This window comes from Paenibacillus sp. FSL W8-1187 (genome assembly GCF_037965485.1).
Classification (GTDB): domain Bacteria; phylum Bacillota; class Bacilli; order Paenibacillales; family Paenibacillaceae; genus Paenibacillus_O; species Paenibacillus_O pasadenensis.
Genome location: NZ_CP150181.1, coordinates 3,923,380 through 3,943,541, shown reverse-complemented (window position 1 = coordinate 3,943,541; position 20,162 = coordinate 3,923,380). Strand labels below are relative to the sequence as shown.

General features: G+C 65.4%; 17 protein-coding genes. 16 read left to right on the top strand and 1 reads right to left on the bottom strand.

The features are described 5' to 3' along the window. Positions 1 to 31: 31 nt before the first annotated feature. The 5 genes from ispG to yihA all read left to right on the top strand — a co-directional run bounded on the left by ispG (position 32) and on the right by yihA (position 7,239). Positions 32 to 1,141, top strand: coding sequence for a flavodoxin-dependent (E)-4-hydroxy-3-methylbut-2-enyl-diphosphate synthase (gene ispG, locus NYE40_RS17040; protein ID WP_028597482.1), 1,110 nt, complete (start codon positions 32 to 34; stop codon positions 1,139 to 1,141). Between the two features lie 144 nt (positions 1,142 to 1,285). After that, positions 1,286 to 2,350: a serine hydrolase domain-containing protein gene (locus NYE40_RS17035; protein ID WP_052332941.1), complete on the top strand. Its 1,065-nt coding sequence runs from the start codon at positions 1,286 to 1,288 to the stop codon at positions 2,348 to 2,350. Positions 2,351 to 2,483: 133 nt separating this feature from the next. Next, on the top strand, positions 2,484 to 4,184 hold the full coding sequence (gene lonB / locus NYE40_RS17030) for an ATP-dependent protease LonB (protein WP_028597483.1): 1,701 nt from the start codon (positions 2,484 to 2,486) through the stop codon (positions 4,182 to 4,184). A 38-nt stretch (positions 4,185 to 4,222) separates the two neighbouring features. Further along, positions 4,223 to 6,622, top strand: coding sequence for an endopeptidase La (lon, locus tag NYE40_RS17025; protein ID WP_028597484.1), 2,400 nt, complete (start codon positions 4,223 to 4,225; stop codon positions 6,620 to 6,622). Continuing rightward, entirely contained in the window at positions 6,619 to 7,239 is a 621-nt protein-coding gene (gene yihA / locus NYE40_RS17020; protein ID WP_028597485.1) for a ribosome biogenesis GTP-binding protein YihA/YsxC, read from the top strand. The genes lon and yihA overlap by 4 nt, the downstream gene beginning before the upstream one ends. A 142-nt stretch (positions 7,240 to 7,381) precedes the next feature. On the opposite strand, the gene NYE40_RS17015 is transcribed toward yihA, so the two are convergent. Next, positions 7,382 to 7,600, bottom strand: a complete 219-nt coding sequence (locus NYE40_RS17015; protein ID WP_228551621.1) for a hypothetical protein — start codon at positions 7,598 to 7,600, stop codon at positions 7,382 to 7,384. A gap of 15 nt (positions 7,601 to 7,615) precedes the next feature. Between NYE40_RS17015 and NYE40_RS17010 the strand changes: the two genes are divergently transcribed. The 11 genes from NYE40_RS17010 to NYE40_RS16960 all read left to right on the top strand — a co-directional run bounded on the left by NYE40_RS17010 (position 7,616) and on the right by NYE40_RS16960 (position 19,808). Further along, entirely contained in the window at positions 7,616 to 7,999 is a 384-nt protein-coding gene (locus tag NYE40_RS17010) for a non-ribosomal peptide synthetase module (protein ID WP_228551619.1), read from the top strand. A 295-nt stretch (positions 8,000 to 8,294) separates the two neighbouring features. Beyond that, positions 8,295 to 8,693: an adenosylmethionine decarboxylase gene (gene speD / locus NYE40_RS17005; protein ID WP_028597487.1), complete on the top strand. Its 399-nt coding sequence runs from the start codon at positions 8,295 to 8,297 to the stop codon at positions 8,691 to 8,693. Between the two features lie 231 nt (positions 8,694 to 8,924). Further along, positions 8,925 to 10,292, top strand: coding sequence for a glutamyl-tRNA reductase (gene hemA / locus NYE40_RS17000; protein ID WP_028597488.1), 1,368 nt, complete (start codon positions 8,925 to 8,927; stop codon positions 10,290 to 10,292). A 60-nt stretch (positions 10,293 to 10,352) separates the two neighbouring features. Further along, positions 10,353 to 11,171 (top strand): cytochrome c biogenesis protein CcsA, encoded by an 819-nt coding sequence (ccsA, locus tag NYE40_RS16995; protein ID WP_028597489.1) that lies wholly within the window; start codon positions 10,353 to 10,355, stop codon positions 11,169 to 11,171. A gap of 34 nt (positions 11,172 to 11,205) precedes the next feature. Continuing rightward, the gene (locus NYE40_RS16990; RefSeq protein ID WP_052332942.1) at positions 11,206 to 11,880 is read left to right on the top strand and encodes a bifunctional precorrin-2 dehydrogenase/sirohydrochlorin ferrochelatase; all 675 of its coding nucleotides are present in this window, start codon (positions 11,206 to 11,208) and stop codon (positions 11,878 to 11,880) included. Positions 11,881 to 11,892: 12 nt separating this feature from the next. Beyond that, positions 11,893 to 12,855, top strand: coding sequence for a hydroxymethylbilane synthase (hemC, locus tag NYE40_RS16985; protein ID WP_028597490.1), 963 nt, complete (start codon positions 11,893 to 11,895; stop codon positions 12,853 to 12,855). Position 12,856: 1 nt separating this feature from the next. Continuing rightward, complete coding sequence (gene cobA / locus NYE40_RS16980) at positions 12,857 to 14,434, top strand: uroporphyrinogen-III C-methyltransferase (protein ID WP_043110894.1); 1,578 nt, start codon at positions 12,857 to 12,859, stop codon at positions 14,432 to 14,434. 124 nt (positions 14,435 to 14,558) lie between these two features. Beyond that, positions 14,559 to 15,560 (top strand): porphobilinogen synthase, encoded by a 1,002-nt coding sequence (hemB, locus tag NYE40_RS16975; RefSeq protein WP_028597491.1) that lies wholly within the window; start codon positions 14,559 to 14,561, stop codon positions 15,558 to 15,560. After that, positions 15,557 to 16,876 carry a glutamate-1-semialdehyde 2,1-aminomutase gene (gene hemL, locus NYE40_RS16970; protein ID WP_028597492.1) on the top strand — a complete coding sequence of 440 codons (1,320 nt, stop codon included), beginning with the start codon at positions 15,557 to 15,559 and terminating at the stop codon, positions 16,874 to 16,876. The genes hemB and hemL overlap by 4 nt, the downstream gene beginning before the upstream one ends. A 3-nt stretch (positions 16,877 to 16,879) precedes the next feature. Continuing rightward, complete coding sequence (locus NYE40_RS16965; RefSeq protein ID WP_219623310.1) at positions 16,880 to 18,127, top strand: RluA family pseudouridine synthase; 1,248 nt, start codon at positions 16,880 to 16,882, stop codon at positions 18,125 to 18,127. 169 nt (positions 18,128 to 18,296) lie between these two features. Continuing rightward, positions 18,297 to 19,808, top strand: a complete 1,512-nt coding sequence (locus NYE40_RS16960; RefSeq protein ID WP_028597493.1) for a LysM peptidoglycan-binding domain-containing protein — start codon at positions 18,297 to 18,299, stop codon at positions 19,806 to 19,808. The last annotated feature ends 354 nt before the right edge of the window (positions 19,809 to 20,162 follow it).

Sequence of the window (20,162 nt, the reverse complement as noted above, 5' to 3'; positions counted from 1 at the left end):
CTTTGGCCTTTCATAGGGAGAGATGCTACGTATGTATTCTCGCAAGGACACGGTGCCGGTTCGCGTCGGCGGCTTGACGATCGGCGGCAGCAATGAGGTCATCATCCAGAGCATGTGCACGACCAAGACGGCCGACGTGGAGGCGACGGTAGCCGAGATCCTCCGTCTCGAGGAAGCGGGCTGCCAGGTCGTGCGCGTCACGGTCAACAACAAGGAAGCGGCCGAGGCGATCAAGGAGATCAAGCGCCGCATCCATATCCCGCTCGTGGCGGACATCCACTTCGACTACCGCCTCGCGCTGCTCGCCATCGAGAACGGGGTGGACAAGGTCCGCATCAATCCGGGCAACATCGGCCGCCGCGAGAAGGTGGAGGCCGTCGTCGCCGCCTGCAAGGAAAAGGGCATTCCGATCCGCATCGGGGTCAACGCCGGCTCGCTGGAGAACCATCTGCTGGAGAAGTACGGCTATCCGACGCCGGAGGCGATGGTCGAAAGCGCCTTGTTCCATATCGGCATTCTCGAAGAGCTGGACTTCCATGACATCATCGTCTCGCTCAAGGCATCCGACGTGCCGATGGCGATCGCGGCTTACAGCATGGCGGCGGAGAAGATCAAGTATCCGCTGCATCTGGGCATCACCGAGGCCGGCACGCTGCACTCGGGCACGATCAAGAGCTCGGCGGGCATCGGCGCCCTGCTGGCGATGGGCATCGGCAACACGGTGCGCATCTCGCTCAGCGCCGATCCGGTCGAGGAGGTCAAGGTCGCGCGCGAGCTGCTCAAGACGTTCGGCCTGATCACGAACGCGGCGACGCTTATCAGCTGTCCAACCTGCGGACGGCTCGACATCGATCTGTTCTCGATCGCCAACGAGGTGGAGGAGTACATCTCCAAGATCAAGGTGCCGATCAAGGTTTCCGTGCTCGGCTGCGCGGTCAACGGCCCCGGCGAGGCTCGCGAGGCGGATATCGGCATCGCCGGCGCGCGCGGCGAGGGCATGCTGTTCCGCTACGGCCAGATGATCCGCAAGGTGCCGGAGGCCGAGCTGCTGTCCGAGCTCAAAAAAGAGATCGACGAGATCGTGCGCGTCTTCGAGGAGACGGGCGAGATTCCCGGCCGCAAGGAGCATCTGCCTGCCTGACGCTCCAGCGGCGAGAATGAAAGAGCCTTCGCAAGTCCTGTGGACTGCGAGGGCTTCTTTTCGCTTGTCCGGGCTTTTTTGGGGCAACGAGGCGCCGAGCGGCGCCGTATACAACCGATGACAATCGAACGGGAGGGATTTCGGATGGAACGGATTCAGGAAGCGCTGCGCCGCAAAAAGACGAGGGCTTGGCTGGAAAGGTCGCTGCACGATCCGGTCGTCGCCTGGGTGAAGGGCGGCGAGCGGGGCTATTGGAGCCGCGACGATGCGGACGAGGAAGCGCTGAAGAGCCGCCGGTACGAGATCGGTTCGATTACAAAGACGATGACCGGCTGCCTGCTCGCCTCGCTGGAGCGTGACGGGCGGCTGAGCCGAGAGGACGCGCCGGCGGCGCTGGCGCCGGAGCTGGCGGCGTCGGCCTTCGCCTCCAAGACGACGCTGGCCGAGCTCGTCTCCCATACGTCGGGGCTGCCCCGGCTGCCGGCCAACATGCGGGCGCATGTGCGCGACAAAGAGAATCCATATGCCGCTTACGGCACGGATGCGCTCGTCGAAGCGGTGCTGAAGGAGCCTTATCGGGACGGAGCCAAGCCGTCCTCTTACTCGAACTACGGCTTCGGCCTGCTCGGCTGGCTGCTCGCGCGAAGCTCAGGCGAACCGCTCGCCGAGCTGCTGCAGGCTCGGCTGTTCGAGCCGCTCGGCCTGGAGCGGACGACGCTCGATTCCGACGCGGAGGACGGCGCCTCCTTGCGGCCGGTGCATCGCAGCTCGGGCGCTCCCGCCAAGCCGTGGACGTTCGGCGAAGCGATGGCGGGAGCCGGAGCGGTCCGCTCGACGGCGCCGGATCTGCTTCGGTACGCCGAAGCCCAGCTGGCCGCGGCGTCAAGCCGCGAGACGGGGGATCCCGTCCGCGAGACGATGCGTCTCGCCCAGACGCGGCTGGCGGGATCGCCGCAAGGCGTCGGCATCGGCTATGCGTGGATCATCCGTCCGGAGCCGGACGGCAGCCATACGTTCTGGCACAACGGCGGAACGTACGGCTCCAGCAGCTTCCTCTCCTTCAATCCCGAGCATGGCGCCGCGATCGCCGTGCTCTCCAACCGCGGCGCTTCGGCCGCGAGCCAGCTCGCTCCGCTCATCGGGCTGAGGCCGATGAGCGCCGACTTGCTCGGCGCCGAGCTCGGCAAGGAGCTGTACCGCGCCGAGTGAGGCGGCCGGCCTGTCCGGAGCGATCGTCCGATGCGGTCCGCTTCTCCATTTTTCGGGACTAACTCCTGCCGGGGCAGGCAATACTATCCGGTATGGGTCTTTTATTCCGGCAAGCATGAGAGGAGCGGATAGCATGACGTTAAGTCTATTTTTGATGCTGGTGCAGGTGTTTTTCGCGGTCGTAATCGGGGTGTATTTCTGGAACATGCTGCGCAGCCAGCGCACGAACAAGTCGGCCGTCGACAAGGAATCCCGCAAGGAGATGGACAAGCTGCGCAAGCTTCGCTCCATCTCGCTGACCAAGCCGCTCGCGGAGAAGACGCGGCCGCAGACGATGAACGACATCGTCGGCCAGCGGGACGGACTGCGCGCGATGAAGGCGGCTCTGTGCAGCGCCAATCCGCAGCATGTCATCGTCTACGGGCCTCCGGGGGTGGGCAAGACGGCGGCGGCGCGCGTCGTGCTGGAGGAAGCCAAGAAAAATCCGACCTCGCCTTTCCTCGCGGAAGCGAAGTTCACGGAGATCGACGCGACGACGGCCCGCTTCGACGAGCGCGGCATCGCCGATCCGCTGATCGGCTCGGTCCACGATCCGATCTATCAGGGAGCCGGCGCGATGGGCGTGGCGGGCATTCCGCAGCCGAAGCCCGGCGCGGTGACGAAGGCGCATGGCGGCATGCTGTTCATCGACGAGATCGGGGAATTACACCCGATCCAGATGAATAAATTGTTAAAAGTGCTCGAGGACCGCAAGGTCTACCTGGAGAGCGCCTACTACCATTCCGAAGATCCGAATATCCCGATGTACATCCACGACATTTTCCAAAACGGCCTGCCGGCGGACTTCCGGCTCGTCGGAGCGACGACGCGCTCGCCGCAGGAGCTGCCGCCGGCGCTCCGCTCGCGCTGCATGGAGATCTACTTCCGGCCGCTGCTGCCGGACGAGATCGCCGAGATCGCCGACAACGCGGTCAAGAAGATCGGCTTCGCCCCTTGCCCGGAGGCGGTCGGCGTCGTCAAGCGCTATGCCACCAACGGCCGCGAGGCGGTCAACATCATCCAGCTGGCGGCGGGGCTGGCGCTGTCGGAGAAGCGCGAGACGATTGGCGCGGCCGACATCGAGTGGGTCGTCAACAGCAGCCAGATTCCGCCGCGTCCGGACCGCAAGGTGCCGGCCGCGCCGCAGATCGGCTTCGTCAACGGCCTCGCCGTCTACGGGCCCAACATGGGCACGCTGCTGGAGATCGAGGTGAGCGCCATCCCGACGGCAGCCGGCAAGGGCAGCTTCACGATTACCGGCGTCGTCGACGAGGAGGAGCTCGGAGGCGGCCAGCGGACGCTGCGCCGCAAGAGCATGGCCAAAGGCTCGGTCGAAAACGTGCTGACGATGCTGCGCCGCATCGGACTGCGTCCGCAGGACTTCGACCTGCACATCAACTTCCCGGGCGGGACGCCGATCGACGGTCCGTCCGCCGGCTCGGCGATGGCGACGGCGATCGCCTCGGCGATCCGCGGCGTGCCGGTCGACCACACGATCGCGATGACCGGCGAGGTCGGCATCCACGGCAACGTCAAGCCGGTCGGAGGCGTGCTCGCCAAGGTGGAAGCGGCCTTCCAGGCCGGCGCCCTCACGGTGTACATTCCGAAGGACAACTGGCAGGCGATCTTCGCCGATCTGAACGGCCTCAAGGTCATTCCGGTCGATCGCGTCGAGGAGATCTTCCAGGATCTGTTCCCGGACGACATCCGCCAGGGCCAGGAGGAGCTTTCCCCGATCGCGGATCTGTTCCTGACGCCTCAAGTACCCTATTTGCAGGCGGATTCGCGGGAATGATACAATAGGAAGACTATCTTAAGGTGGGAGGTGTTGGCATGGGACCTGCCAAAGGAAAAAGCCGCAGGCTGCCGCTGCTCCCTCTGCGGGGACTTCTCGTTTATCCCAGCATGGTGCTTCATCTCGACGTCGGAAGGGAAAAGTCCGTCAAGGCGCTTGATCGGGCGATGCTGGGCGATCATATGATTCTGCTCAGCTCCCAGTCGGAAGTGAACATCGAGGAGCCGACGGAGGAGGACATCTACCGCATCGGCACGATCGCCAAGGTGCGCCAGATGCTGAAGCTGCCGAACGGCACGATCCGCGTGCTCGTCGAAGGCGTCATGCGCGCCGAGATCCAGGACTACCTGCCTCAGGAGGAGTTCTACGAGGTGACGGCGCGGGAGCTGCCGGAGGAGGAGTCGACCGATCCGGAGATCGACGCCCTCATGCGCTCGGTGCTGAGCCAGTTCGAGCATTACATCACCCTGTCCAAAAAAGTGACGCCGGAGACGCATGCGGCGGTATCCGACATCGACGAGCCGGGCCGGCTCGCCGACGTCATCACGAGCCATCTGTCGCTCAAGATCAAGGATAAGCAGGAGATTCTCGAGACGGTCGACGTGAAGGCGCGGCTCGAGAAGCTGCTCGACCTGCTCGGCAACGAGCGCGAGGTGCTGGAGCTCGAGCGCAAGATCAGCCAGCGCGTCAAGAAGCAGATGGAGAAGACGCAAAAGGAATACTACCTGCGCGAGCAGATGAAGGCGATCCAGAAGGAGCTCGGCGACCGCGAGGGCCGCGCCGGCGAGGTCGAGGAGCTGCGGGCCCAGATGGATGCGGCGGAGCTGCCCGAAAAGATCAAGGAAAAGGTCGTCAAAGAGATCGACCGGCTGGAGAAGATGCCGGCGTCCTCGGCCGAGGGCGGCGTCATCCGCAATTATATCGATTGGCTGCTGTCGCTTCCATGGAGCAAGCGGACCGAGGACGACCTCGATCTGGCCAAGGCCGAGGCCGTTCTTGACGAGGACCATTACGGGCTCGACAAGCCCAAGGAGCGCGTGCTGGAATACTTGGCCGTGCAGAAGCTCGTGCAGAAGCTCAAAGGGCCGATCCTCTGCCTCGTCGGCCCTCCCGGCGTCGGCAAGACGTCGCTCGCGCGCTCGATCGCGCGGTCGCTCGGCCGCGAGTTCGTCCGCATCTCGCTCGGCGGCGTGCGGGACGAGGCGGAGATCCGCGGGCATCGCCGCACGTACGTCGGCGCGATGCCGGGCCGGATCATCCAGGGCATGAAGACGGCCGGATCGATGAACCCGGTGTTCCTGCTCGACGAGATCGACAAGATGGCGTCGGACTTCCGCGGCGATCCTTCGGCGGCGCTGCTCGAAGTGCTCGATCCGGAGCAGAACGGCACGTTCAGCGACCATTTCATCGAAGCTCCGTTCGATCTGAGCTCCGTCATGTTCGTCACGACGGCCAATGCGCTGCACAATATTCCGCGGCCGCTGCTGGACCGGATGGAAGTGCTGTACATCCCCGGCTACACGGAGCTCGAGAAGGACCAGATCGCCCGCCGCTACTTGCTGCCCAAGCAGAAGCGCGAGCATGGCCTCGAGGAGGAGCAGCTGACGCTCGAGCCGGATGCGCTGCTCGCCCTCATCCGCGAGTATACGCGCGAGTCGGGCGTGCGCAACCTGGAGCAGCAGGTCGCCTCGATCTGCCGCAAGGCCGCCAAAAAGCTCGTCTCGGAGCCGGGCAGCGCGCCGATCTCCGTCGACCGGGCGCTCGTCAAGGAGTGGCTCGGACCGGCCAAATTCCGCTACGGCCTCGCCGAGGCGGAGGATCAGGTGGGCGCGGTGACGGGCCTTGCGTGGACCGAGGTCGGCGGCGACACGCTCGTCATCGAGGTGACGGTGCTGCCGGGCGCCGGCAAGCTGACGCTGACCGGCAAGCTGGGCGACGTCATGAAGGAATCCGCGCAGGCCGCGTTCAGCTTCACGCGCTCGCGGGCGGAGGAGCTGGGGCTCGATTCGCAGTTCCATGAAAAGAACGACATCCACATCCATATTCCCGAAGGGGCGATTCCAAAGGACGGTCCGTCCGCAGGCATCACGATGGCGACCGCGCTCATCTCCGCGCTCACCGGCCGCAAGGTCAGCAAGACGGTGGCGATGACCGGCGAGATCACGCTGCGCGGCCGCGTGCTGCCGATCGGCGGCCTCAAGGAAAAGTCGCTCGCCGCGCATCGCGCCGGCATCCGCAAGGTGCTGCTGCCTGCGGACAACGAGCGCGACCTCAGGGACATCCCGGACAGCGTGCGCGCCGACATGGAGTTCGTGCCCGTGGCCCATATGGACCAGGTGCTCGAGCATGCGCTGCTGCCCGAGGCCGCTCCCGTTTCCGCGCTTTCCGCGCCGGAGGCGGCAGCAAGCGAAGAGAAAGCAGGGACACCGATTCTATGAAAATCACGAACGCCGAATTCATCATCAGCGCGGTCCAGCCGCATCAATATCCTAGCGACGCCTTGCCGGAGATAGCTCTGGCAGGGCGTTCCAATGTCGGCAAATCGTCATTGATCAACAAGCTGATCCTGCGCAAGAATCTCGCCCGGACGAGCTCCCAGCCCGGCAAGACGCAGCAGCTCAACTACTACCGCATCAACGAGGCCTTATATTTCGTCGACTTCCCGGGCTACGGATACGCCAAGGTTTCCAAGACCGAGCGCGAGGCCTGGGGCAAAATGATCGAGCGCTACCTTCAGAACCGCGAGGAGCTGAAGCTCGTGCTGCTCGTCATCGATATTCGCCACGACCCGTCCAAGGACGACGTGCTCATGTTCAACTGGCTCAAGCATTTCGGCATTCCGATGTGCATCGTCTGCACCAAGGCGGACAAAATTCCGAAGAGCAAGTGGGACAAGCATAAAAAGGCCGTGCGCACGACGCTCGGCGCCACATCGAAGGATGCGCTCGTTTTGTTCTCCTCCGAAACGGGTATGGGAAGGGAAGAGCTTTGGGACGTTCTGGCGCAATCGGCCGGAATTGCGAGCGAAGAGCAGCAAGGAACAGCGAATTCCTAAGGAAATCGGGTTTTGCCTTCTCCGAATCGCGGCTGGCCGCTTCTAATTCTGAAATACGGCGGATTATCAAGCGCGGCTGGCAGGAAACGCCGCCGCCGATCACGTATAATGAAGATAAGAAACGAAATCCAGAGTCCCTTTTTCAAACCAGAGAATTGAGGAGATTTTTATGGCTCAGCGGATAGCCACCGAGTATGTTCAAGCCAAACTGCAATTGACCCGTGAAGAGATGACCCGTTTTTACCGCTTCATCAAGGACCAGCATGTGCGCATAAGCGTCATGGTGCTTGAGGGCGGCAATCAGGAGGCGGTTCTCGAAGACAGCGCAGGGAGGGAAAAAGTCCGCTTTGTATTTCAGCAAGAAGATGGCTGCTTCGTGTGCGAATGGTCCTGCCGGATCACGCAGCCTGCGCTCACGAACGTGATGCGCAAGCTCGTCGCGACCTTCAAGGGCGACGCGGTCGTCAACCGAATCTATAGCCATTATACGATGACGTACGAGTATCAGGCCGGAGCGGTGCAGCGCATCAGCGAGCAGACGGCCAAGGGCACCCGGCTCGTCTATCAGTTCAAGGACACGCTGGGCGAGCTGGAGCGCACGTTCCGGCTGAATGCCGCCGAGCAGGAGATCGACTGGCTCAAGGCTTCGGTGAACCGGCTGCTGGACAGCCGCCTGACTGCCGCGGACGATGCCGAGCGCCGCGAGATCGACCGCCTGCTGGCCGATCATTCGAGCCGCCTGTTCGCGCTGGAGGCATAGCTTCCGAGCGCGGGCCCGCATCCAGCGGCCTTTTCATTCCAGACCGTCCGGACCTCGCGTCCGGCGGTCTTTTTTCGTTCTCCGCAGCCGCCCGTTTTTTACAGAAAAAAAGGTTGCATTTGGGGGGGATAGATGGTATTTTTAATTTCGTTGAAAAAAACCCAATATAGGAACCAGGATTCACTCAGGACATGGATATGTTGCGAGAGAGAGTTATCCCTCGGGAAGTGAATGACGTAGGTCCTAGCGGATGAAATTTTTAATCATTTTATTCCTAGGAAGGGGGAGCCGGAAGATGGAATACTCAACTTTCGGAAGACATGTTGCGGTTGATGCTTGGGGAGTAGATTTCGAACTCATTAACAACGCCGAGTTTCTGCAAGCCCACATGGTAGAAGCGGCGGAGGCATGCGGCGCATCTGTGCTCTCGGTTCAAGCCAAGCAATTTGAGCCCCAAGGCGCAACGGTACTGGTGCTCTTGTCGGAGAGCCACCTCTCGATTCACACGTATCCAGAAAGAGGCTTCGCCGCGCTCGACTGCTACACCTGCGGCGAGACGGTAGATCCGCAGCTCGCGATCGACTACATGCTGGCCGTCCTGAAGCCGAAGACGACGCACGCCAAGAAGCTCGTACGCGGTATGGGAGAGCTTCAAGTCGTAGAACCGGAACTGAAAGCAACCGAACTGGTTTAAAAGACCGGAACTCTGTACAAATGACCATGGAGCTCTCCATGGTTATTTTTTTTAGGGAGAATACGGATCTGCAGCCAGGACCAAACTAGATGCCGTAAGGATAGACAGGCTTCGCGTCAACAAAACGTCAAAGTTTGCGCGAGCGGACTTGTGCTTGTATGTTATAATGATTCTAATGTACGGAATAGACTCGTCTTATAAGGCACAGACATAGAGAGGCGGTGATGTCACATGCATATTGTTGTGGTCGGCCTGAACTACCGTACCGCGCCGGTCGAAGTCCGCGAGAAGTTCGCGATCTCGGACTCCGACCTTCCTCGTGCGGTAGAGGCGCTGAAGGCGACCTCCAGCATCCTTGAATGTGTCATTGTCGCGACCTGCAACCGCACCGAGCTGTATGCCGTCGTCGATCGGCATCAGCTGTGCGCCTATCATATCCGCTCCTTCATGGAGCAGTGGTTCCATCTGCCGAGAGAATCGTTCACGAACCATCTCTATATGCATGAGGACGACCGTGCGATCCGCCATCTGATGCGCGTGACGAGCGGCCTCGACTCGATGGTCATCGGCGAGACCCAGATCCTCGGCCAGGTGCGCAGCGCGTGGCTGCTGTCCCAGCAGAAGCGGGCGACCGGCACGATCTTCAACATGCTGTTCAAGCAGGCGGTGACGATGGCCAAGGCGGCCCACTCGGAGACGTCGATCGGCGAGTCGGCCGTGTCGGTCAGCTATGCGGCCGTCGAGCTCGGCAAGCGCATCTTCGGCCAGTTCAACCGCAAGACGGTCATGATCATCGGCGCGGGCAAGATGAGCGAGCTGACGGCCAAGCACCTGTATGCCAACGGCGCGGACCGGGTGCTTGTCGTCAACCGCACGTTCGAGCGCGCGGCCGAGCTGGCCGCCAAGTTCAACGGCATTCCCTGCTCGATGGACGAGGCGGTGCGCCGTCTCCATGAGGCCGATATCGTCATCAGCTCGACCGGCTCGAGCGGCTATGTGCTGGCTCGGGACGTCGTCGTCGCCGCGATGCAGCGCCGTCGCTCCAAGCCGATGTTCATGATCGACATCGCCGTTCCGCGGGATCTGGATCCGGCCATCGCCTCGGTCGACAATGTCTTCCTGTATGATATTGACGACCTGGAGGGGATCGTGGAGATGAACCTGGAGCATCGCCGTCAAGAGGCGGAGAAGATCGAGACGATGATCGCTTCGACGATGGACGAGTTCCACCAGTGGTATCGGACGCTTGGCGTCGTGCCGCTGATCCGGTCGTTGCAGGAAAAAGCCGACGACATCCATCGCCAGACGATGGACAGCCTTGCCAAGAAGCTGCCCGATCTGGACGAGCGCGAGCTCAAGGTCATCCAGAAGCTGACCAAAAGCATGTTGAACCAGATGATGCAGGATCCGATCCATGGCATCAAGGAGCTCGCCGGGGAGCGGAAGGCGGACGACGCGATGGAGCTGTTCGCGAAGCTTTTCGACCTCAAGGATCAAGAGCCGGAGCCGGAAGGCGGAGCCAAGGGGAAAGTCCTAGCCGACAAAACGACGGCGGCCCGTTCCCAAGCCGCTTCTCCGCTTGCGATTGTCGCGCCCTGACCGATCCGCAGCCGCCGTGCGGCCTCGCCTATGCAGGAATAGGACAGGAGGGCGCCATGTATGGGTACGTACTGGTTTTACGATAGCCTGTTGTATATATACGCCCTGAGCCTTCTGTTTTACTTCTCCGACTTCGTGGATTCGAACCGGAGGGCGAAGCGGATGGGCGCAGGGCTGCTTGTGTTCGTCTGGGTGCTGATCACCGGGGTCGTGCTGTACCGGATCTGGGCGCATATGGACATGACGCTGTTTTCCCGGTTTGAATATTGGCTCGGCGTTTCCTGGCTGCTGCTGACGGCCTCGCTCGTCATCAGCCGCTTCTTCCGAATTGAATTCATCGTTTTTCTCGTCAATCTGATCGCTTTCAGCGTGCTCGCGCTCAACCTGTTCAGCGACCCGAGCGCGGAAATTCCGCTCGCCCCGTGGAAGCTCGCCCAGGAGCTGCTCATCCTGCATATCAGCCTCGTGCTCTGCGCGTTCTCGCTGCTGGCGATCTCCGCCGTATTCGCCGGAATGTACCTGTTCCTGCACGGCAGGCTCAAAACCCGGCGCTGGAGCCGCGGCGTGGCGCGGCTGCCGAGCCTGGAGCAGCTGGATCGGTTCTCGTATCGGCTCGTGCTGTTCGGCGTGCCGCTGCTGGCGCTGTCGCTTTCGGTCGCGGTCGTCTCGGTCGTCGTCGAAGGCCGCCTCGGCTATCTGCTCGACTGGAAGGTCGTGAGCTCGTTCGCCGCGCTCGGGCTGTACGCCTATGACCTGTTCCGGTGGGCGGTCAAGCGCAGGCCGGCGCTGCAGAGCGCGCGCTGGAACCTGATCTGCTTCGCGATGCTCGTCCTCAATACGCTCATCAATCCCGCATCCAACTTCCATCGCTGGTCCTGAGCCGGACCGGCCGACCCCGAGGAGGCTCCCTGGGATGACCGCATACCCCGCCATGCTGCGGCTGTCCGGCCGCCGCTGCCTGATCGTCGGCGGCGGCCCGGTCGCTCAAAGAAAAGCCGCCGGACTGCTCGCCGGCGGCGCCGACCGGCTGGAGCTGGTCGGCCTCTCCTTTACGCCCGGCTTGCTGGAGCTGGCCGGTCAGGGGCGGCTTCAGCTCCATGCGCGCGAATATCGCAGCTCGGATCTAGACGGGGCTTTCCTCGTCGTCGCGGCAACGGACGATCCTGCGCTCAACGCGCGAATCGGACGCGAGGCCGAGCGGCAGGGCCGGCTGTTCAACGATGCTTCCGGCTCGTGGCCAAGCAGCTTCGAGACGGCCGCGGCGGTCCGCGACGGAGCGGTTTTGCTCGCGGTGCATGCCGGCGGCGAGGCGCCGGCGCTGGCCGCCGTGCTGCATTCCGAGCTGGAGCGGCGGTACGGCGGCGGGCGTTACGCCGAGGCGGCGCGCCGCATGGGCGAGCTGCGGCGGCGATTGCTGGAGCAGGAGCCGGATGCCGACGTCCGCCGGGAGCGGCTGCGGCGCGAGGCTGTCCGCCTGGCCGCCTGGGCTGCCGGCGAGCACGGGCCTGGCGGCAGTGCCGACGGACGCGAGGAGGCGCCCGGGGCGAAGCGGACGGAGGGCAAGGACGACAGGCAGCAGTCTACATAAGGAGGAACTCCCATGCAGCAACTATCCAGAGAAGCGCGGACGATCGTCGTCGGCACGCGCCAGAGCGCGCTGGCGCTGACCCAGACGGGCCATGTCATCGAGGCGCTCCGCCAGATCAGCGAAGCCCGCGGCTTCGGCTACGAATTCGAGATCCGCAAGATCGTCACCAAAGGCGACCGCATCCTTGACGTCACCTTGTCCAAGGTGGGCGGCAAAGGGCTGTTCGTGAAGGAGATCGAGCAGGCGCTGCTGGACGGAGAGATCGACCTGGCCGTCCACAGCATGAAGGACATGCCGTCCGAATTGCCGGAAGGGCTCATGAACGGAGCGGTGCCAAAGCGCGTCGATCCGCGCGACTGCGTCATTACCCGCGGCGGCGTCCCGCTGTCGGAGCTTCCTCGCGGAGCTGCGATCGGCACGAGCAGCCTGCGCCGCGCGAGCCAGCTCAAGGCGTACCGGCCTGACTTCGAGATCCGCTCGATCCGGGGCAACATCGACTCGCGCATCCGCAAGCTGGAGACCGACGGACTGGATGCGATCGTGCTGGCGACGGCGGGCCTGCTGCGCATGGGCTGGGAAGACCGCATCAGCTCTCCCGTCGATCCCGACATCTGCCTGCCGGCCGTCGGCCAGGGAGCGCTCGGCATCGAGTGCCGCGAGAGCGACGCCGGCGTGCGCGAGCTGCTCGCGCTGCTTGACGATGCCGATACGGCGCTGGCGGTCGCGGCCGAGCGCACGTTCCTCGGCGCGCTGAACGGCGGCTGCCAGATTCCGATCGGCGCCCATGCCGTCATCACGAGCCGTACGGAGCAAGGACCGGAGCTGACGCTGACCGGCATGGTCGGCTCGGCGGACGGCGCGACGATCCTCAAGGAGATCCGCAAGGGCACGGATCCGCAGGCGCTCGGCCTCGAGGTGGCGCAGGCGTTGCGCGACCAGGGCGCGGACCGCATTCTCGCGGAGCTCGGAAGCTGACATGACCGCCAAGGGGATCGTTTATCTGGTGGGCGCCGGGCCGGGAGACCCGAAGCTCATCACCGTGCGGGGGCTGGAGCTGCTCTCGCGCAGCGACGTCGTCGTTTATGACCGGCTGGCCAGCCCGCGCCTGCTGCGCCAGCTGAAGCCCGGCGCCGAGACCATCTATGTCGGCAAGCTGCCGGATCGCCACACGATGAAGCAGGAGGAGATCAACCGCCTGCTCGTCGACCTCGCCCTCCAAGGCAAGACCGTCACCCGGCTCAAGGGCGGCGACCCGACGATTTTCGGCCGCGTCGGCGAGGAGGCGGGGCTGCTCGCCGAGCACGGCATCGAGTTCGAGATCGTGCCGGGCATCACGTCGGCGATCGCAGTCCCTGCGTATGCCGGCATTCCGGTGACGCATCGCGACCACGCGTCCTCGTTTTCCGTCATCACGGGCCACGAGAGCCCCGACAAGCTTGACCAGTCGATCGACTGGGAAAAGGTGACGAACGCCACCGGCACGCTGCTGTTCCTGATGGGCGTGGCCAAGATCGGCTACATCGCCGCGCAGCTGATCAAGCATGGCCGTCCGGACTCGACGCCGGTCGCGCTCGTCCGCTGGGGCACGCGGCCGGAGCAGCGGACGCTGACCGGCACGCTCGGCGACATCGAGGCCAAGGTCGAGGAGGCCGGCTTCAAGCCGCCGGCCGTCATCGTCGTCGGCGAGGTCGTCCGCCAGCGGGAGGCGCTGCAGTGGTACGAGCGCAAGCCGCTGTTCGGCTGCCGCGTGCTCGTCACCCGCGCGCGCGAGCAGGCGAGCGGTCTGTCCGAGCTCATCGAAGAGATGGGCGGGGAGCCGTGCGAGTATCCCGTCATCGAGACGGTGCCGGTCGAAGGAGCGGCTGCGGACGCGGAGCTCGCGGCCGCGCTGGACGCCGCCGCGACGTATGACTGGCTGTTTTTCACGAGCGTCAACGGCGTGGAGCATTTCTTCCGCCGCCTGCGCGGCGCCGGAGGCGACATCCGCCGGTTCCATCGGGCGCGCATCGCCGCCGTCGGGCCTAAGACCAAGTCGGTGCTCGAAGCCCGCGGCCTGCAGGCCGAGGCGCTGCCGATGGAGTTCCAGGCCGAGGGCATGCTGGACCATCTGTCCGGCCTGATCGAGGCCGGGCAGCGCGCTCTGGTCGTGCGCGGAACGCTGGCGCGCGATACGTTGCCGCTCGACCTGGAGCGCCGCGGCTTGCTGACCGATCGGCTGACCGTCTACGATACGGTGCTGCCCGAGCGGCAGGACGAGTACGCGCTCGAATGCCTGCGCGACGGCCGCGTGCAGGCGGTCACGTTCACGAGCTCGTCGACCGTAACCAATCTGCTGACGATGCTGCGCCGCGCCGGCGAGGACGATCCGCTGCGGCTGCTGGCCGGCTGCGAGATCGCCTGCATCGGGCCGGTGACGGCCCGCTCCGCCCGCGAGGCGGGACTTGAGCCGACCGTGCTGCCCGAGGCGGCGACGATCGAGTCGCTCGCAACCGCGCTCGCCGCAAGGATGGCGGAGCGGCGTCTATCCGCATCTGCCGGCGATGCGCCGGCCTAAGCGTCTTGCCCGAGCGGCGGCGGCATCCGGCCCCGCCGCTCCTGCGTTTCTTGCTATTTTTTTCGAGTCGAATGACCAGACCGTACGACCGAACGAACGAATTCTAAAGGAGGCCCATCCCGCCATGACCCATCCCATAGTCCGACACCGCCGCCTGCGCCGCACATCCGCGCTGCGCTCGATGGTCCGCGAGACGCTGCTGACGCCAAGCGACTTCATCTATCCGGTGTACGTCGTGCACGGCGAGAACAAGGTGGAGGAGATCTCCTCCATGCCGGGCGTATTCCGCTATTCGCTGGACCGCCTGGAGGCGGAGATCCGCGACATCGCAGCGCACGGCATTCCGTCGATCATGCTGTTCGGCATCCCGGAGAGCAAGGATGAAGCCGGCAGCTCGGCCTACGACGCGAACGGCATCGTGCAGCAAGCGACGCGCCTCATCAAGCAGTGGGCGCCGGAGCTGGTCGTCATGGCCGATACCTGCCTCTGCCAATTCACCGATCACGGACACTGCGGCGTCGTGCATCAGCATCCGCGCACGGGCGAGGTCGAGGTGGACAACGATCCGTCGCTCGAGCTGCTTGTGCGCGCGGCCGTCTCCCAAGCGGAGGCGGGAGCGGACGTGATCGCTCCTTCCAACATGATGGACGGCTTCGTCGGCGCGATCCGAGCCGGCCTCGACGAGGCGGGCCATGCCGACATCCCGATTCTTTCCTACTCGGTCAAGTACGCCTCGGCCTACTACGGACCGTTTCGCGAAGCGGCGAATTCGGCGCCTCAGTACGGCGACCGCAAGGCGTATCAGATGGACCCGGCGAATATCCGCGAGGCGCTGCGCGAGGCGGACACGGACGTGGCGGAAGGCGCGGACATGCTGATGGTCAAGCCGGCGCTCGCCTATCTCGACGTCGTGCGCGCGCTCAAGGAGAACTTCGATCTGCCGCTCGTCGCCTACAACGTCAGCGGCGAGTATGCGATGGTCAAGGCCGCGGCCGCGAACGGCTGGGTCGACGAGCGCAAGATCGTGCTGGAGACGCTGCTCGGCATGAAGCGGGCCGGAGCCGATCTCATCATTACGTACCACGCCAAGGACGCGGCCCGGTGGCTGAAGGAGGAGCAGGCATGACAAGCGGACAAGAACAGGCAGGCGGATTCGGACGGAAGGACGACACGCGCTCGCGCGCGGCATTCGAGGAAGCGAAGCGCTTCATCCCGGGGGGCGTCAACAGCCCCGTGCGCGCGTTCAAGTCGGTCGGGCTGACGCCGGCCTACATGGAGCGCGGCGAAGGCGCGGTCGTCTACGATCTCGACGGCAACAAGTACATCGACTACATCGGCTCCTGGGGGCCGCTCATCCTCGGCCACGCGCATCCCGAGGTGATCGAGGCGATCAAGTCCACGGCGGAGAAAGGCACGAGCTTCGGCGCGCCGACGCTACTGGAGACGGAGATGGCCAAGCTGGTGTGCGAGCGCGTGCCTTCCTGCGACATCGTGCGCATGGTCAACAGCGGCACCGAGGCGACGATGAGCGCGCTGCGCCTCGCCCGCGGCTATACGGGCCGCAGCAAGATCCTCAAGTTCGAGGGCTCGTACCACGGCCATGCGGACAGCCTGCTCATCAAGGCCGGATCGGGCGTCGCGACGCTCGGCCTGCCGGACAGCCCGGGCGTGCCGGAGTCGACCGCCTCGCATACGATCACCGTTCCCTACAACGACCTCGCGTCCGTCCGTCTCGCCTTCGAGAAGTTCGGCGAGGAGATCGCCTGCGTCATCGTCGAGCCGATCGCCGGCAACATGGGCGTCGTGCCTCCGCTGCCGGGCTTCCTGCAAGGGCTGCGCGACGTGACGAGCGAATACGGCAGCCTGCTCATCTTCGACGAGGTGATGACCGGCTTCCGCGTCCACTACAACTGCGCGCAAGGGCTGTACGGCATCACCCCGGACCTGACCTGCCTCGGCAAAGTCATCGGCGGCGGCCTGCCGGTCGGCGCCTACGGCGGACGCCGCGACCTCATGGAGCGGATGGCTCCGGCGGGGCCGATCTATCAGGCCGGCACGCTGTCGGGCAATCCGCTGGCGATGGCGGCGGGCTTCACGACGCTCAGCCTGCTGACGCCGCAAACCTACGAGCAGCTCGAGCGGCTGTCGCTGCGGCTGCAGGCGGGCTTCGAGGACAACGCCCGCGAGGCCGGCGTGCCGGTGACGATCAACCGCGTCGGCTCGATGGTAGGCCCGTTCTTCAACGAGCGGCATGTCGTCAACTTCGAGACGGCGCAGGCGAGCGACCTCGGCCGCTTCCGCGCCTACTTCGGCTCGATGCTCGAGCTCGGCGTGAGCGTCGCCCCGTCGCCGTTCGAAGGCATGTTCGTCTCCGCGGCGCATACGCCGGAGCTGATCGACCGCACGATCGAAGCGAACCGCGAAGCGCTGCGGCGGCTGTAAGCGATGGATCCGTCCGCGAGGGAGGCTGCGGCGGCCGGTTCGCGGCCTGACGCGCCTGAGGCGCCGAAGGCGAGTCCGCAGAGCTCCGCGCTGCTGCTGGACGCGGCGGAGCGGAGCGGCGAATGGCTGCGCGTGCCGCTCGGGCCGGGAGCGGAGCAGGCGGGGCTGAAGGCAGGCTCGCATCCCCATGAGGCGAGGCTGCGCTTGTTGGAGCTGAACCTGTTTCCGGCGAAATGGCTCGGGCTGCTGCTGTCCACCGGCGGCATCCGCTGGAGCGGGGCGGCCGGCGCACGAAGCGAGGCGAGGAGCGGCAGCGGCGGGCCGGAAGGCGGGCTAGGCGCTGCCGAGGGCGGCTTGCCGGCGCTGGAGCTGCGGGCGTTCCCGGCGGCGGATGTCCTGGCTTCGCCGGAGCAGCGCGCGGCTCGAGAGCGGCTGGCCGGCTGGGGCGGCCGCTACCCGGACAGCTGGCCGCAGCCGCTGTACGAGGATGACTGGTGCCTCGTCCTGGACAAGCGGGCCGGCCTGCCGGTGCACGGCAGCGGCGCCGCGCCGTCTGCATCGCCCCGAGTGAGCGACGGACGGACGCAGAGCCGCTTCCGCGGCGCGGAGCGGACCGGGAAACAAGGCGGTCCGGCGTCCGGATTCGAGGAAAGCGTCGGCTCGCCTGCTACGCTCGACGAGGCGGCGCTCTGCCGCTGCTTGAGCCTGGGCGACCCGCTGCCGGTCCGCCATGTCCACCGTCTCGACGACGACACATCCGGTCCGGTGCTCTACGCCAAAAACGATCTCGCCCAGCAGACGCTCGACGCCGCCATGCGCGAAAAAGCGATCCGCCGCGTCTATTGGGCGATCGTCCGCGGAGTCCCGCGCCGCCGCGAGGGCGTCGTCGACGCTCCGATCGGCCGCGACCGCCATCACGGCGCGCGCCGCCGCGTCTCGCCGACCGGCGACCATGCGCTTACCCGATACCGGGTGCTGGAGGCGTTCGGCGGCGAGGCGTCGCTGCTCGAGCTGGAGCTGGAGACCGGCCGTACGCATCAAATTCGGGTGCATATGAGCCATATCGGGCATCCGCTGCTCGGCGACGTCCTGTACGGCGGGGCTTCGCCGCTGCTGGGCCGCCAGGCGCTGCATGGCCGGCGGCTCGAGTTCCGGCATCCGTGGAGCGGACGCGAGCTGGCCGTCGACGATCCGCTGCCGGCGGATCTGGAGGCGCTGCTGGAGCGGCTGCGGCGGACAGCCGGGCGCTGAGCCGGAGGCGTGCCTGTCTTTTCGGCGTGAATCGCGCATCCAGCCGCCGAGCGGGCCGAAACAGGCGCGCGTCCGGTCAAAGTAGTCATGCTCCCGACTCCCTGCCCATATAGATGGTAAGGAGCAAATCGCATGCCCAAGCACCATCATGGGGAAGGGAGGCTTTAGCGTGAGCGAACAATCGCAAGGACTGCGCTTCGACGTCTACGAGCGGGTGCATCTGCCCGAAGAGGTCGCGGCCATCGAGGAGCTGGAGGAAATCGAGCTCGTCCCCCGCATCCAAGTCATCCAGCAGGGGGAGCAGGCCATTCTGAGGGGAAGGCTGCTGCTGAACGGCGTGTATCGGAGCGCGGACCGCTCCGGGGCCGCGCAGACGATGGAGCATCAGATTCCGGTCGAGATTACGCTGCCGATGAACCGGATCGAGAGCCTGGAGGACATTTCGGTCGAGATCGACAACTTCGATGTCGATCTGCTGTCCTCGCGGACGCTGAACATCACCGGCGTGCTGTCTTTGAGCGGCATCCGCGTCGAGGCGGCGGCAGACGACGGCGCGCAGTGGCAGGAGGAGCCTTATACGGTCGTGCATCGCGCGCCGGCTTCGGCCCAGGCGACCGGCGATATTTCGCCGGGCCGCTATCTGGAGCTGGAGGAGGAGGGGCAGGAGGCTTCGTTCGAAGAGGACGAGACGGCGGCCGTCGCGGAGTACCGGGACGATGGACGTCGAGAAGCCGCGTCGGTCGCGCAAAGCCGGGAAGAGGCGGCTTTCCGCTCCTATGAGCGGGAGGAGGACCAATGCCCTCCGGAGGCGGCGGATTCCGCGCAGCCTGCAGCCCACTCGTCCGCTTACTCGGGCTTCGAGCAGCCGTCCGCGGCCGGGCCGGATTCGTCCGGGCAGACGTCAGGCTGGACGCAGCTCGGCGCCTGGAGGCAGGAGCCGGAGCCGTCCGGCGGCAGCGAGGCGGAGGAGGACGCCTCCTTCTCGTTCGCGCCGCCGCAGGCGGAATTTCCGCCGCCGGCCGCGGCGCCCCGCTCGGCCTCGTCCGACGAGGCGGAGGCCGACCGCAGCGGCGCCTTCAGCTCCCTGCGGTCCATCGCCTCGGGCGAGAGGACGGCCGAGCCGGCGGAGGAAGCGGAGCCGGCTGCCGTGCTGTACGGCCGGCCGCAAGCCGAGCCGGCCGCCGATACGGCGGAGCCGCCGGTGCGGGAAGCGGCCTCGCCGCCGGAAGCCGCCTCTGCGCCGGAAGCCGCGGCTTCCGCCTCCGCCTTTGGCGAAGCCGACGTTCAAGCGGCCGAAGCCGAGCCGGAGCGCCAGGAGCTGCGAGTCGCCTTCGGCGCGAAGCGCAGCGCCGCGGCCGCCCCGGACAGCGGCGAGGAAGGGCTGACGTCGCTCATCGGCTCGAGCCGGCGCGAGCGCGAGCAGCGCCAAGCGTCGGAGCGCAGCCGCCAGCAGGAGGCTCCGGCGGCTCCGCCTTCGGAGGAGGTCGAGTGGCAGTCGCTGTTCCTCAGCCGCACGGTGGAGGAGCAGCCGTTCCGCAAGGTGCGGATCTGCATCGTGCAGCGCGAGGAGACGCTCGACACGATCGCCGACCGCTACCAGCTGCAGGCGCGGGAGATCGCGCTCCACAACCGCCTCGCCGATCAGGGCGTGGCCGAAGGGCAAGTGCTCTACATTCCTTGACGGCCTCGCCCGAGCTGCGCCGGCCCTCGCCGCAACGGCTCCGGGCCGACCGCTCCGGCGTCCGCCGTCCCAGGCCGCTGCCCATCCGATGCGCTTCCCGCTCCGGCAGGAAGCGCCTTTTTCATTTTGGGCGGAAGCCTAGGCGAGTTGACTATGCCTCTCAACAACGGTAAACTGGAAGGGATATTCAAAGCATCATTCCATTCAACGACGAGGATGGGGAAGAGTGCGCCGTGCGCCTACAGAGAGCAGACCGCAGCTGGTGGAAGGTCTGCAGGCCGCAGAAGCGTGACAGGTCGCCCCGGAGTCGCGGACCGCATTCTGCCAGCATGCCCTCAGGGCCGCTGCAGGAGC

What these genes read in the sequence shown, in the direction of transcription:
- hemA (WP_028597488.1), top strand. Translation starts at nt 8,925, where the DNA reads ATGCATATTGTTGTGGTCGGCCTGAACTACCGTACCGCGCCGGTCGAA.
- yihA (WP_028597485.1), top strand. Translation starts at nt 6,619, where the DNA reads ATGAAAATCACGAACGCCGAATTCATCATCAGCGCGGTCCAGCCGCAT.
- speD (WP_028597487.1), top strand. Translation starts at nt 8,295, where the DNA reads ATGGAATACTCAACTTTCGGAAGACATGTTGCGGTTGATGCTTGGGGA.
- hemB (WP_028597491.1), top strand. Translation starts at nt 14,559, where the DNA reads ATGACCCATCCCATAGTCCGACACCGCCGCCTGCGCCGCACATCCGCG.
- cobA (WP_043110894.1), top strand. Translation starts at nt 12,857, where the DNA reads ATGACCGCCAAGGGGATCGTTTATCTGGTGGGCGCCGGGCCGGGAGAC.
- ccsA (WP_028597489.1), top strand. Translation starts at nt 10,353, where the DNA reads ATGGGTACGTACTGGTTTTACGATAGCCTGTTGTATATATACGCCCTG.
- hemL (WP_028597492.1), top strand. Translation starts at nt 15,557, where the DNA reads ATGACAAGCGGACAAGAACAGGCAGGCGGATTCGGACGGAAGGACGAC.
- lonB (WP_028597483.1), top strand. Translation starts at nt 2,484, where the DNA reads ATGACGTTAAGTCTATTTTTGATGCTGGTGCAGGTGTTTTTCGCGGTC.
- NYE40_RS16990 (WP_052332942.1), top strand. Translation starts at nt 11,206, where the DNA reads ATGACCGCATACCCCGCCATGCTGCGGCTGTCCGGCCGCCGCTGCCTG.
- NYE40_RS17035 (WP_052332941.1), top strand. Translation starts at nt 1,286, where the DNA reads ATGGAACGGATTCAGGAAGCGCTGCGCCGCAAAAAGACGAGGGCTTGG.
- ispG (WP_028597482.1), top strand. Translation starts at nt 32, where the DNA reads ATGTATTCTCGCAAGGACACGGTGCCGGTTCGCGTCGGCGGCTTGACG.
- lon (WP_028597484.1), top strand. Translation starts at nt 4,223, where the DNA reads ATGGGACCTGCCAAAGGAAAAAGCCGCAGGCTGCCGCTGCTCCCTCTG.
- hemC (WP_028597490.1), top strand. Translation starts at nt 11,893, where the DNA reads ATGCAGCAACTATCCAGAGAAGCGCGGACGATCGTCGTCGGCACGCGC.
- NYE40_RS16965 (WP_219623310.1), top strand. Translation starts at nt 16,880, where the DNA reads ATGGATCCGTCCGCGAGGGAGGCTGCGGCGGCCGGTTCGCGGCCTGAC.